The 12,702-nt window shown below is 44.2% G+C and carries 17 protein-coding genes and 1 tRNA gene; 6 read left to right on the forward strand and 12 right to left on the reverse strand.

Annotated features, from left to right (window positions below; all coding sequences use genetic code 11):
- Positions 1 to 6 precede the first annotated feature (6 nt).
- The 5 genes from PUN32_RS05175 to PUN32_RS05195 all read right to left on the reverse strand — a co-directional run bounded on the left by PUN32_RS05175 (position 7) and on the right by PUN32_RS05195 (position 4,073).
- Positions 7 to 1,008, reverse strand: coding sequence for an ArsJ-associated glyceraldehyde-3-phosphate dehydrogenase (locus PUN32_RS05175; RefSeq protein WP_274722090.1), 1,002 nt, complete (start codon positions 1,006 to 1,008; stop codon positions 7 to 9).
- Between the two features lie 11 nt (positions 1,009 to 1,019).
- Positions 1,020 to 1,361: a metalloregulator ArsR/SmtB family transcription factor gene (locus PUN32_RS05180; RefSeq protein ID WP_274722091.1), complete on the reverse strand. Its 342-nt coding sequence runs from the start codon at positions 1,359 to 1,361 to the stop codon at positions 1,020 to 1,022.
- A gap of 144 nt (positions 1,362 to 1,505) precedes the next feature.
- Positions 1,506 to 1,739, reverse strand: a complete 234-nt coding sequence (locus PUN32_RS05185; protein WP_274722092.1) for a thioredoxin family protein — start codon at positions 1,737 to 1,739, stop codon at positions 1,506 to 1,508.
- 2 nt (positions 1,740 to 1,741) lie between these two features.
- Positions 1,742 to 2,755 (reverse strand): permease, encoded by a 1,014-nt coding sequence (locus PUN32_RS05190; RefSeq protein ID WP_274722093.1) that lies wholly within the window; start codon positions 2,753 to 2,755, stop codon positions 1,742 to 1,744.
- A gap of 235 nt (positions 2,756 to 2,990) precedes the next feature.
- Positions 2,991 to 4,073 (reverse strand): permease, encoded by a 1,083-nt coding sequence (locus PUN32_RS05195; protein WP_274722094.1) that lies wholly within the window; start codon positions 4,071 to 4,073, stop codon positions 2,991 to 2,993.
- Between the two features lie 238 nt (positions 4,074 to 4,311).
- Between PUN32_RS05195 and PUN32_RS05200 the strand changes: the two genes are divergently transcribed.
- Positions 4,312 to 4,602 (forward strand): ArsR/SmtB family transcription factor, encoded by a 291-nt coding sequence (locus PUN32_RS05200; protein WP_274722095.1) that lies wholly within the window; start codon positions 4,312 to 4,314, stop codon positions 4,600 to 4,602.
- A 31-nt stretch (positions 4,603 to 4,633) separates the two neighbouring features.
- On the opposite strand, the gene PUN32_RS05205 is transcribed toward PUN32_RS05200, so the two are convergent.
- The 4 genes from PUN32_RS05205 to PUN32_RS05220 form a co-directional block, all read right to left on the reverse strand.
- Positions 4,634 to 5,212 carry a sigma-70 family RNA polymerase sigma factor gene (locus PUN32_RS05205; RefSeq protein WP_274722096.1) on the reverse strand — a complete coding sequence of 193 codons (579 nt, stop codon included), beginning with the start codon at positions 5,210 to 5,212 and terminating at the stop codon, positions 4,634 to 4,636.
- Positions 5,205 to 6,269 (reverse strand): ACR3 family arsenite efflux transporter, encoded by a 1,065-nt coding sequence (gene arsB / locus PUN32_RS05210; RefSeq protein WP_274722097.1) that lies wholly within the window; start codon positions 6,267 to 6,269, stop codon positions 5,205 to 5,207. The genes PUN32_RS05205 and arsB overlap by 8 nt, the downstream gene beginning before the upstream one ends.
- Positions 6,270 to 6,314: 45 nt before the next feature.
- Positions 6,315 to 6,656 carry a metalloregulator ArsR/SmtB family transcription factor gene (locus PUN32_RS05215; protein WP_274722112.1) on the reverse strand — a complete coding sequence of 114 codons (342 nt, stop codon included), beginning with the start codon at positions 6,654 to 6,656 and terminating at the stop codon, positions 6,315 to 6,317.
- A gap of 225 nt (positions 6,657 to 6,881) precedes the next feature.
- Positions 6,882 to 6,958: transfer RNA gene (locus PUN32_RS05220), tRNA-Arg, on the reverse strand.
- Positions 6,959 to 7,158: 200 nt separating this feature from the next.
- Here PUN32_RS05220 and folD point away from each other — a divergent pair.
- Positions 7,159 to 8,019, forward strand: coding sequence for a bifunctional methylenetetrahydrofolate dehydrogenase/methenyltetrahydrofolate cyclohydrolase FolD (folD, locus tag PUN32_RS05225; RefSeq protein ID WP_274722098.1), 861 nt, complete (start codon positions 7,159 to 7,161; stop codon positions 8,017 to 8,019).
- An 86-nt stretch (positions 8,020 to 8,105) separates the two neighbouring features.
- Here folD and PUN32_RS05230 read toward each other — a convergent pair whose 3' ends face one another.
- Positions 8,106 to 9,089 (reverse strand): lytic murein transglycosylase, encoded by a 984-nt coding sequence (locus PUN32_RS05230; protein ID WP_274722099.1) that lies wholly within the window; start codon positions 9,087 to 9,089, stop codon positions 8,106 to 8,108.
- A 25-nt stretch (positions 9,090 to 9,114) separates the two neighbouring features.
- Positions 9,115 to 9,393, reverse strand: a complete 279-nt coding sequence (locus tag PUN32_RS05235) for a YcgL domain-containing protein (protein ID WP_166013239.1) — start codon at positions 9,391 to 9,393, stop codon at positions 9,115 to 9,117.
- A gap of 200 nt (positions 9,394 to 9,593) precedes the next feature.
- On the opposite strand from PUN32_RS05235, the gene minC reads away from it, so the two are divergent.
- From minC to PUN32_RS05255, 4 genes are all read left to right on the forward strand, one after another.
- A complete protein-coding gene (gene minC / locus PUN32_RS05240) occupies positions 9,594 to 10,256 on the forward strand; it encodes a septum site-determining protein MinC (RefSeq protein WP_274722100.1) in 663 nt (220 codons plus the stop codon).
- 27 nt (positions 10,257 to 10,283) lie between these two features.
- The gene (minD, locus tag PUN32_RS05245; protein ID WP_166013241.1) at positions 10,284 to 11,096 is read left to right on the forward strand and encodes a septum site-determining protein MinD; all 813 of its coding nucleotides are present in this window, start codon (positions 10,284 to 10,286) and stop codon (positions 11,094 to 11,096) included.
- Positions 11,097 to 11,100: 4 nt separating this feature from the next.
- Complete coding sequence (minE, locus tag PUN32_RS05250; RefSeq protein WP_274722101.1) at positions 11,101 to 11,364, forward strand: cell division topological specificity factor MinE; 264 nt, start codon at positions 11,101 to 11,103, stop codon at positions 11,362 to 11,364.
- A 293-nt stretch (positions 11,365 to 11,657) separates the two neighbouring features.
- Positions 11,658 to 12,143: a copper resistance protein NlpE gene (locus PUN32_RS05255; RefSeq protein WP_274722102.1), complete on the forward strand. Its 486-nt coding sequence runs from the start codon at positions 11,658 to 11,660 to the stop codon at positions 12,141 to 12,143.
- 75 nt (positions 12,144 to 12,218) lie between these two features.
- Here the strand turns inward: PUN32_RS05255 and PUN32_RS05260 are convergent, their stop codons facing one another.
- On the reverse strand, positions 12,219 to 12,536 hold the full coding sequence (locus tag PUN32_RS05260) for a DUF1244 domain-containing protein (protein ID WP_274722103.1): 318 nt from the start codon (positions 12,534 to 12,536) through the stop codon (positions 12,219 to 12,221).
- Between the last annotated feature and the right edge of the window lie 166 nt (positions 12,537 to 12,702).

Raw genomic sequence — 12,702 nt, forward strand, 5'->3', positions numbered from 1 at the left:
GCTCCTTTATGCTAAACCGACTTTACGCACCAGCTCTGCCGTGCGGGTGGCGTAGCCCATTTCGTTGTCATACCACGCATAAATTTTCACCATACGTTTACCAACCACCATGGTGGATAGCGCATCAACGATGGTTGAACGTTGATCACCCTTATAATCGATAGAAACGAGCGGGCGCTCTTCAAAACCGAGAATGCCTTTTAACTCGTTTTCTGACGCTTGTTTGAGTAAAGCATTAACTTCTTCTACGCTCGTATCACGCTTTACATCAAAAATAATATCGGTCAGTGATGCATTCGCCAGGGGTACTCGTACCGCGTGACCATCAATTTTACCTTTTAGATCAGGGAAAATTTCCACAATCGCTTTGGCAGAACCGGTGGTGGTTGGGATCAAACTCATACCACAGGCACGAGCACGACGCAGATCTTTATGTGGTGCATCAAGGATAGTTTGAGTATTGGTTAAATCGTGAATGGTGGTAAACAGCGATTGCTCAATCCCGAGCTTTTCGTGGATCACTTTAACCACAGGAGCAATACAGTTGGTAGTACAAGAAGCCGCCGTCACAATTTGATGTATTGCTGGATCAAAAATATGATCATTAACACCAACCACGATATTGGCGATGCCATCTTCTGCTACCGGTGCAGAAACCACCACCCGTTTAACACCTTGTGTTAAATATTGATTGAGAAACTCACCTTTACGGTGCTTACCTGTCGCTTCAATCACCACATCACATCCAGACCAATCTACCTCATCAATTGCTTTTTTCTGCGACGTGCGGATCGTTTTGCCAGCAATGATAATCCCATGATCTTGACTGCTCACCGCATGGTGCCAACGACCTTGCACCGAATCAAACTCCAGCAGATGCGCTAACGTTGCTGCATCTCCTGCTACATCATTAATCTGTACAAACTCCAGTTCCGGCCAATCAAACGCGGCTCTCAGCGCCAAACGCCCAATTCGGCCAAAGCCATTAATCCCTACTTTGATAGACATTTATTTATCCTCTAAATACAACACGTTGGGCGAGATTGCATCTCAGATAAACGCAGAATATCTGTCTGATATTCACGTTTAAGACAATTCGATTCAACCAAACCTTGGATCTGTTTTTTCATCCAACCAGGCAGTTGATCCGATAAACGATAAAAGACCCACTGCCCTTGACGGGTATCCACCACCACACCACTTGCACGCAGCAACGCCAAATGACGTGAAATTTTTGGTTGGCTTTCTGCAAGTGCTTCAGTTAACTCACCAACACACATTTTCTGTTCACGAGCAATCATTAATAAGCAACGCACTCGCGTTTCATCGGACAGTAATTTAAAAAACTGATGCGGCAGCATATGAATATATCTATATATGGACTTTCATATATATTAAAGCGCAAAGAAAAATTTATCTAGAAGTAAAATACGATGTCATAAAAAATTCATAACGCTATTGTTAGGCTAGGATGTTGTTTACCTAGCCTAAAAGAAAATAGCTATCTATTTTAACCAATCTAAAATTGCTTCAGGCTTTGGAACCCCGCCTGTGTGAACCACTTCTTCATCCATGACGACGCCTGGCGTAGACATCACGCCATAATTCATAATCGTTTCAAGGTCGGTTACTTTTTCAACCGAAACATCAATGCCTTGCTCTGCCGCAACTTTCTCAATCAGTTTCGCGGTATTAACGCAGTTGGCACAACCTGAGCCTAGTACTTTAAATACTTTCATTTTTATCTCCTAAAATTGCCAGAATGGTAAGTTAAATATCTGCATCCCATAACAGTAAACGCTGTCAGCAGTAGACCAAAAAGAAGTCCCAGTAAGCGCCATTGCATCACTTGTTTTAGCATGACAAATTCAGGGACACTTGCAGCGACAGTGCTCATACAAAACGCTAATGTCGTACCAATGGGAAGACCATTTCTCAGTAAACTCTCCATGATGGGGATCACACCCGTCGCATTAGAATACAAAGGGATACCAATCAATACTGAAGCTGAAACTGACCACCACTGACCTGCGCCTAAGTGGGCTTCTATCCAGCCATCGGGTACAAAACCATGCAAGCCAGCTCCTATACCCACACCAATAAACACCCACTTCCAAACCCGACCGATGATTTCAACCATTTCTTGTTTGGCAAACTGATGTCGATATGAAAGCGTGATTGCAGACTCTTCGTTACTAACGTTCAGATTGTTCTGAGTATGTTGTTGGGCTTGGGCTTTTTGCATGACTTTTGCGGCAAATGGCTGTAACCAACGCTCTGCTCTTATAAGATCCAGTAACCAGCCACTCAACATCCCGATAAGCATCCCTATCAGCACATACATGATGGTGAACTTCCATCCCAGTAAGCTAAACAGAAGCAATACTGCGATTTCATTGATCAATGGCGAGGTAATCAAAAATGCCATGGTGATCCCAAGTGGGATACCTGCTGATGTAAAGCCAAGAAAAACGGGAATACTTGAACATGAGCAAAATGGGGTGATTGCACCGAAAACACTACCCGTCACATAGCCAAAAAGACGGCGCTTTCCCGCAAGATAGTGGCGCACTTTTTCAACATTTAAAGAAGCACGAAACAAAGCAATGACGTAAATCATGAAGACCAGCAACACCATGATTTTACTAGTGTCTTCTATAAAAAAGTGGATAACATCTGCCAGCTTAGTACCTTGCTGCATAGCAAATAGCTGGTAGGTTATCCAATCAGCAAGATGGGTAAAGACTTCAAACATATCGGCTCCTTCAACCTCATAATTTGTCTTTGATGTCACTAAGACGAAGTTAGTGCCGAAAGGATGCAAAGAATTTTTTATTATCTTTGTGCTTGGGAAAACTGATTTAGCTATGTTTAAGTTATAAGTGGGGGATGGTGTGATGGAGCTTATTGTTAGGTTGACCACGGCTTGTCTAGAGCCGTGGTAATTTTCCTTTAGTTCCTTCCTCTAAATCTAAGGAATAGCTTGATGTTTAAATGAAGAAGTAGCTATACAAATAGCCCGCAGAGATTGCCATACTGAGAATGACAAACAAAAACGCGGCAATCATTTGGTTCTTAAAGATAGATTTCAACAAAACCACCTCTGTGAGGCTTGCACCAGCACTACCTATGATAAGTGCCATTACTGAACCGAGAGCCATACCTTTTTGCACTAAAGCCGCACTTAATGGTATTACCGCTTCCGCTCGGATATACAACGGAATACCGATAATTGCAGCGACGGGGATCGCATACCATTTGGTTTCACCCGCGTATTTCGCAATGAAATCTGTTGGCACAAAACCATAAATAATGGAGCCAATTGCAATCCCCATCATGAGGTATGGAAACACTTGTTTAAAATCTTTCCAAGTAGAATTCCAGACTCGCATCCAACGACTTGGTTGTTTTGTTTCAACGAATGTCGCACTTGAACTGCCATTGGCAGAGCAACAAGATATTTCCACTTTAGGCTCAGCTTTTAGCGTACGCTCACCACAACATGATTTTGTGGTGGCAACTGGTGTTGGTTCACAACAAGAACGAGGACTACAGCTTGATGCTGATTCCTCTTCTTCTTGCTTACTTGGCTCCCCACATGAAGATCCACCTGCTGCTTCATACGCCTCAGGTTTTACATAGCGCTCAAACCCCAATTTTTCAAGCACATATCCCGAAACCACAGACACGGTCATTGCAATCACGAAATAGAACACTGCAACTTTCCACCCAAAGGTGATGACAAACAAACCAATGATCACAGGGTTAAGCAATGGGCTTGCAAATAAAAACACCATCATGGGGCCAAAACCAGCTCTCGCTCTTAACAACCCTTTTAAGAAGGGGATTGTAGAGCAGGAACAAAACGGTGTAATCGAACCTAGTAAGGCAGCGATAAACCACCCTTTTCCTCCCTTAGAGCTAAGGATTGATTGGATCTTTTCTGGTGTAAGTACTTCTTGCAACGCACCTACAATATAACTAATTACTAGGAAAAGCATGGTTAGCTCTATCGCTAAAAAAGCAAACATATCAATTGCTTCTTTTGCCATGGTGGCAATTTCTTGGTTCATATTGAATCTCCGAATCACATTCTTTGCGGTATCTTGGTCAACTTGTTGCACTTTTCGTTTCGATAATTCTGGAATTATAGTATTAATAAGGTGTTCGTCAACCTTATATTTCCATAAAAATAGGAATGTAAGACATTTCGCTTCTCACTGTATCGACGTCAGCCTGTCATGTTTGCCACGCATTAATGTTTCCATTATCATCGAAGTATTTTCGAAGCGATTATTTAAAGAGACTACAATGGAACTAGAAGCGGTAGCGAAAGCGCTTAAAGAGTTAGGGCATGCCACTCGGTTAAGTATCTACAAGGTTGTGGTTAAAGCGGGTCATCACGGGATAGCGGTGGGAGTCATACAAGAGGTACTTGGCGTTCCAGCGTCTACACTTTCACATCATATATCTAGCTTGGCCTCAGCAGGTTTAATCTCTCAACGTCGTGAGGGGCGTACCTTATATTGCGTAGCCGAATATGATTGTTTAGAGGCAGTAATCAACTTCTTACGGCAAGAGTGTTGTTGTGATGAAGAATAGATCGACTTAGCGAGTTCGAATTAATGCGATTTTAGAGACTATCGCTATCTTTGAAAAAGCAACAAACACGCTGTTGTTCGTCGAAACGTATATGACATTGCGTTTGCAAAATGTGTTGAAGTTTCTGTCTAGCGCGTTGAATGCGTGATTTGGTTGCCACTAAAGTAAGTCCATTTTGCTTGGCAAACTGCTGTTGAGTAAGACCTTGTAGGTCACACTGTTTGATAATTTCGCTTTCAGACTCAGTCAGTTTTGATAGCGCTTTAGGTAGGCATTGCGCAAGGCTATCGACGGTGGGAAGTTCATACTCTTCCCATATCGACGTATTATCACTCAGATCCTGAACTTGTTCTTTATTCGCCCTGCGTTGCTTATCAATGAGCATATTCCGTGCTACCCGATATAGCCATGCTCTTTGGTTTTGAATATCGCAAAACGCTTGCTTCTGCTGTAACGCCTTCAAGAAGGTATCTTGTAGTAAATCAAAGCTCAGCTCAGGATCACCTGTTTGCTTAAGCAGCCAGTAGTAAAGCTCTGACTCGGAAAGATGCCATGTCTCAATAAGACATGGCACTGCTGAAGTTTGTTTCGAAATACGGCTCTTAGGCATAATATTTACGCTTCATTCTCAAGGCGACGTTGACTAAAGCAATTAAAACGGGGACTTCAACCAAAGGTCCAATCACACCTGCAAACGCTTGGTCAGAATTTAATCCAAATACAGCGATTGATACGGCAATAGCCAGCTCGAAGTTGTTACCAGATGAAGTAAAGGCGATGGATGCATTTTGGTCGTAAGGAATACCCATACGTTTCCCGATGTAAAAGCTCACAAAAAACATCACCATAAAATAGATGATAAGTGGCACTGCAATACGGAATACATCCATCGGTAACTCAATGATCAGTTCACCTTTCAGGCTAAACATCAAAACGATGGTTGCCAAAAGCGCAATCAGGGTGATTGGCGAAATACGAGGGATGAAGACTTCGTTATACCACGGTTCACCTTTTGCTGAGACCAAGAGTTTACGGCTTAGGAAACCAGCTAAGAAAGGGATGCCTAAATAAATTAAGACGCTTTGTGCAATAGCCCAGATAGTGATGTCAACAACGAAACTGTCAAGACCAAAGTAAGGGGGCAAAACAGTAATAAACAGCCATGCCATAAAACTGTACGTGATAATCTGAAACGCGCTATTTAAGGCAACTAAGGTTGCTCCGTACTCTTTGTTCCCGCCGCTGATATCATTCCAAACCAACACCATTGCGATACATCGAGCAAGGCCGATCAGAATGAGTCCCATCATATAGCCAGGCTGATCGCGCAAGAAAATAATAGCCAAGATGAACATCAAAATCGGTCCCACGAGCCAGTTCATCACTAAAGAAAGCGTTATCGCGCGTTTATCACGAGTTACCTCACCTAAAAGGCTATAGTTCACTTTCGCCAATGGCGGGTACATCATTAAGATTAAGCCAATGGCAAGCGGGATATTGGTTGAACCAACAGATAGGCTTTCGTTCCACTGAGCGACCTGAGGAAATAACACGCCAATCCCGACACCAACTGCCATTGCAAGAAAAATCCATACGGTTAAGTATCGATCAAGAAAACTCATTTTTTCAGATGCGCTGGTTTCGACACAGCTTAAGACATTACTCATACAAACCTCTTTCATTTAAAATTGATAAATCAACGGAATAGAGCATTATTCGTTCACACCATTCGAACATGATTTGCCTTTGATGAACTGCAACTCTGACTCGATAAATGTCAAATTATGCTTAAGGGTGATTTCCAGCACTTGCTTGACCCAAGGAGCTAGCGCGGGGTTGATTTGGTAGTAAACCCACTTACCACGTCGCTCATCCAGAACAAGCTCGTGCTTCCGCAATTCGGCAAGATGCCGAGATACTTTGGGTTGACTGAGATTCAGCGCTTCCATGAGATCACAGACACACAACTCTCCTTGCTTCTGCATTAAAAGCAGAGACTTAAGCCGAGTTTCTTCAGAAAGTGCTTTGTACAAATTAAGCGCTCTTTGTTGCATATTATAATTAAAGGTCATTTAACATGCGAAATGTCATATATATGAAAATTCACATGTCAACGATGCTATCGTAAATAGTGTGTTTAAATTTGAGAACATCGACAAGCTGACAATTTGCAAAATCGCCCTATAAACAACCTAGCGAGCTATTGAGTTGGGTAATTTGGCAAATATTAGAGATAAAAAAGCACCAGCAAGAATCAACTTGCTAGTGCTGAGAAGAAATGGCACGCCCTACAGGATTCGAACCTGTGACCACATGCTTAGAAGGCACGTGCTCTATCCAACTGAGCTAAGGGCGCACTACAGGGTGAGGATTATACGAGTAAAACCATTGAGATCAATGCCTTTATCTTACTTTCTGTTGCGAACGAGCAATATTTTACCAATCGATGTTTCACTGCTGAAAAATACAACTAAGCAAACGTTTGCCTGTGGATGAAATTCAAATTATCTGCCACAATGCGCACAAAAATTTCGCTCCAAATCTGTAAGGAAAGTCATGATTGCTCAAAATATTGATGGAACGCTGGTTTCGCAAACCGTCCGTTCAGAAGTCGCAAACCGAGTTAAAGCGCGCATTCAAGCTGGATTACGAGCGCCGGGGCTTGCCGTTGTGCTGGTGGGCGAAGACCCAGCCTCACAGGTCTATGTCGGTAGTAAACGACGCGCTTGCGAAGAGGTCGGCTTTATCTCTAAATCTTACGATCTCCCGACCAGCACTCATGAAACAGAATTATTGGCGCTGATCGATGAACTCAATCATGACCCACAGATTGATGGCATTTTGGTGCAACTTCCTTTACCAGCAGGCATTGATACCACCAAGATATTGGAAAGCATTGATCCTCAAAAAGATGTTGATGGCTTTCACCCGTACAATGTGGGTCGCTTAGCACAGCGGATCCCCAAACTGCGCTCTTGCACCCCAAAAGGCATTATCACGCTGCTGGAGCGCTACCATATTCCACTGCATGGTAAACATGCGGTGATTGTTGGTGCCTCTAATATTGTCGGCCGCCCGATGACGCTTGAGCTACTGTTAGCCGGCTGTACCACCACCACTTGTCATCGTTTTACTCAAGATCTTGAAAGTCACGTACGTCAAGCCGATCTTTTAGTGGTAGCGGTCGGTAAAGCGAACTTTATTCCCGGTGCGTGGATTAAACCCGGTGCGGTCGTGATCGATGTTGGTATCAACCGTCTTGCGAACGGCAAATTAGTTGGCGATGTGGAATATGAGGTTGCACGCAGCCATGCCAGTTTCATTACTCCAGTTCCAGGCGGCGTTGGCCCGATGACAGTGGCCAGTTTGATTGAGAATACCTTACTCGCGTGCGAACAATTCCATACCCATGATTAAAAAATCATTGCGACACGAATAATTAAGCGTTAGCAGTGACTATGGCTGGCATTCTAGTGAAGAACCTCAAGAATGCCAGCTCATACTCAAAACTTGATCCGATCAGCTAAATGGCTCACCGCGAGCGCGAAGTAATGTGAACGGTTCCATTTCATCAGCACATGGTAATTGTTGTAGACCAAATAAATACGCCCCGCTTCATCATCCGGCATGATCAACCAAGCTTGAATATCGTCAGTCAGTTTGGGCAATGGCTTACCATCATAACGCGTCACTCCGAGCTTGCTCCACTGCTGCAAGGTTTTGCCTTTTTCTGGCTGACGACCTTCTAGGTTACGGTCAAAACCTTGCGGAATTTTTACTTGACGTCCCCAGGTATATTTATCATCCCAACCGGATTGACTGAGATAATTGGCGGTGGACGCAAATACGTCCGAGCGGGTGCCCCAAATATCTTTTTTGCCATCGCCATTACCGTCAGCAGCAAAATTCAAAAATGAGCTAGGCATAAATTGACACTGACCCATCGCTCCCGCCCAAGAGCCTTTCATCGCGGCGGGATCAATATGGCCTTGTTCGAGGATCTGCAATGCTGCCATGGTTTCTTTGCGGAAAAACTCTTCACGACGACCTTCATAAGCCAGTGTTGATAAAGCATCAATCACCTTAAAATTACCGGTTAATGCGCCAAAATTACTCTCAACACCCCACAGTGCGACAATAAAACGCGGTTGCACACCGTACTGCTGGCCAATTTTCTGCAATTCTGCATAGTGCTTTTGATACAAAGTCTGAGCCTGTTTTACTTTCCATTCAGGCACTGCCCGTGGAATATACTCATCCAAGGTGAGTTTTTTTTCAGGTTGATTTTTATCGGCAACCACCGCACGAGGTCGATATTCAACATCACCAAACGCTTGTTGGATAATATGTTCGGAAATACCTTGTTGCCGAGCTTGCTGTTTTAAGCTTTCGATATAACGTTCAAAACTGACTTCGGTGCTGACTTCACTGGCGTGTAGTGGTGCTGACAAAGCCAAGCCCAATACTATCGATAATAATTTTTTCAAGATGCCCTCCTTGAGCGATCTTTAATCAAGTATTTGAGTGCGCTTGGCGCTCCTTATATTGCTCAAGTATATTTTCCGCAGGAGGTGGTAATTGTAGGAAGAATCCCTGAGTCTGCAGTGACTGCTTGACGTTCTCCACACTCACCTGCGCAAGTTGACGCTGCTCTAAATTCACCAGCATCACAAAGATAGGTTTACCAAACATCTGCCGTAAGGTGTCAGGAACCTGTGAAAAATCGTCCCGTTTGGGAATATACAGATAAGCGCCTTCTTTTTTGGCACTTTTATAAATTGAACAAAGCATGACAAACCTTTTGATTAGATGTGCGCCCGATTAGGGCCTTTGATCTTAAATTCAATTAACTTTGACCAAAGTTGATGCCAAATCACTTATTTCACCGCAAGATAACTTGCCGTGTTTTAGCACTGAATATAACATGACAGCCCTGTTCCCAGCCAATGCTCTCTCTGCAAAGCATAGAGTTTCTTGAGGTCAACCTGGCTATGTCGAAAACCCCTGACTTGAAAGGTAGTAGCTTTACTTTGTCGGTATTACACCTTTCTGACCACCAAATTGCGCACACGGTACAATTTCTGCAAGAAAAGGTCGCGCAAGCCCCGGCTTTTTTTGCTAATGCTCCAGTGGTGATTAATGTGGCAAAAGTCACTGCAGATCTGGATTATCCGGCTTTAAAACAAGGGATCACTGACGCTGGTTTAATCCCAGTCGGCATTACTGGGTGCAAAGATAAACGCAGCCAAAATCTGGCTGCTGCGGCAGGTTTTGCGGTGATGAGTGCCACCAACTCTGCCATTCAAGCTCCGATTGAGCTAACCCCGACCAAAGTGGTCAGTACGCCGGTGCGCTCAGGGCAACAGATCTACGCCAAAGATAGCGACTTAGTGATTTTAAGCCATGTCAGTGCGGGAGCAGAAGTGATTGCCGATGGCTCAATCCATATTTACGGAACCTTACGTGGCCGAGCAATTGCAGGAGCCAGTGGGCAAACCGCAGCACGAATTATTTGCCATGATTTGCAAGCAGAACTGATTTCGATTGCTGGCCATTATTGGCTAAGCGATCAAATTGAGGGTCAGTTTTGGCAACAGAGAGTGATGCTCAGTATGACTGACGAGTCACTTCACCTCGAAACGCTCACGATTTAAGATTTAAGATTGAAAGGAAACCATAACATGTCACGTATTATTGTCGTCACGTCAGGAAAAGGCGGGGTTGGCAAAACCACCTCCAGTGCTGCAATTGCTTCTGGTCTCGCGCTGCGAGGCAAAAAAACCGCAGTGATCGATTTTGATATCGGTCTGCGCAATCTCGATTTGATCATGGGCTGTGAGCGCCGAGTGGTGTATGACTTTGTCAATGTCATCAACGGTGAAGCCACCCTAAATCAGGCGTTAATTAAAGATAAACGCAATGAAAATTTATTCATTTTGCCCGCTTCACAGACCCGTGATAAAGATGCGCTGACCAAAGATGGTGTACAACGTGTGCTCAATGAACTGAAGGAGATGGCGTTTGATTTCATCATTTGCGACTCCCCTGCGGGTATTGAGCAAGGTGCTTTGATGGCTCTTTATTATGCTGACGAAGCGATTGTCACCACCAATCCAGAAGTCTCATCGGTACGCGATTCTGACCGTATCCTCGGCATTCTCGATTCTAAGTCTTTGCGGGCCGAACAAGGTCAAGCGGCGATTAAGCAACACCTACTGCTCACACGCTACAATCCAACTCGGGTAACTCAGGGTGAAATGCTCAGCGTACAAGATGTTGAAGAGATCCTGCATGTACCCCTACTCGGGGTGATCCCAGAGAGCCAAGCGGTACTGAATGCCTCTAATAAAGGGGTGCCAGTTATTTTTGATGAGCAATCCGATGCCGGTCAAGCGTACCAAGATACCGTGACACGCCTACTCGGTGAGCAAGTGGAATTTCGTTTTCTAACTGAAGCGAAGAAAGGTATTTTCAAACGCTTATTTGGAGGCTAATCCGATGTCATTGCTGGAATTTTTCCGCCCACAGAAGAAAACTTCGGCCTGCGTTGCCAAAGAGCGTTTGCAGATTATTGTTGCCGAACGTCGTAGCCAAGATGATCCTGCGCCTAGCTACTTACCACAGCTAAAAGCGGATATTTTGCAAGTGATTGCCAAATATGTCGTGGTTGACCCTTCAATGGTCGAACTCTCTTTTGAGCATAAGGACGATGATATCTCAGTCCTTGAACTCAACGTCACCTTACCTGATGATGAAAAATAGCTGATTTATAAAGACCCTCAACATTGAGGGTTTTTTTTAACTATACTGAAACGACTTGGCGTAGCAGCTTGACCTGTCAGTGAGTACCGCGACTCGGCTGCGACGACGGTAAGTAGCCATAAAATAAAGATTTATTATCTATTGGGAATATTTGAGTTTTATTCGGTTAGAACAAACACAACTTGTCGCTAAAATGACCCGCGTTTAACTTAAACTTAACAACGTAAGTTCATAGTGACGTCGGTTCATCGCGACTAAGTTGATGATGGTCAACATTTATTAATCAAGGATTTATGATGAAAAAAAGTATTTTTGCTCTAAGCGCACTGGCTATCCTTCTGGTTGGATGTGACAACCAACCAGCCAAAGTGGAAGCCGAACCGGTGGTTGACGTAGCTGAACCTGCTGAGCAGTCAATGACGGAGTCGACAACCGAAACGATTGATGCGGCGCATAATGCACAAAATAGCCTTGACTGGGCTGGTAGCTATCAAGGCACTTTACCTTGCGCAGATTGTGGTGGCATTGAAACCGAGCTGACCCTTAACGAAGATGGCACTTATAAGCTGAGTGAAAACTATCTCGATAAAGAAGGCCAGCCTTTAGTATCACAAGGCACTTTTGCATGGGATGAAACAGGCAGTATCGTGATCCTACGATCTGGCGAACAAACTGGCAGACAATATCTGGTCGGCGAAAACACTCTTACTCATCTGGATATGCATGGCCAACAAATTGATGGCGACCTTGCTGGATTCTATGTGCTTAACCGACAATAAATCTCGAGCTAATGCTTGATCGTTGAGCACAAAAAACGCGCCACATCTGTTGGCGCGTTTTGTTTTTAACCCAGTTTATTGCGCATTTTTAGCCGCAAAAGCCGCTAATTGCTCTGCGGTCGCGGGCGGCTGATGATTGGCTTTCCATTCATCATAAGTCATACCATACACCCGCTCACGCGCATCATCGATACTCAACGCTAACCCCTGCTTATCTGCCTCTGCCGCGTACCATTTACACAGGCAGTTACGGCAAAAACCGGCCAGAATCATTAAATCGATATTCTGCACATCTTTATTTTGATCAAGGTGTTGCAACAGTTGACGAAAAACTGCTGCGTCCAGTTGATCTTGCTCGCTTTGGCTAAGTTGTTGATGTTTGAATTGTGCCACGTTGATCTCCTTGCGCTACTTTACAGGCCTGCGAGTATATACCCAATGCACCACTATTACAGTGAGTACAGCCCTCTCACTCTGCTCATAAAAACATCCTCCGGCATAGCCGGAGGTTTTTCATATGCGCCTATAAGGCTTTCTCACCAGCAGCGCCCTAGCAGGC

The organism is Vibrio chanodichtyis (assembly GCF_028863985.1).
Classification (GTDB): Bacteria; Pseudomonadota; Gammaproteobacteria; order Enterobacterales; family Vibrionaceae; genus Vibrio; species Vibrio chanodichtyis.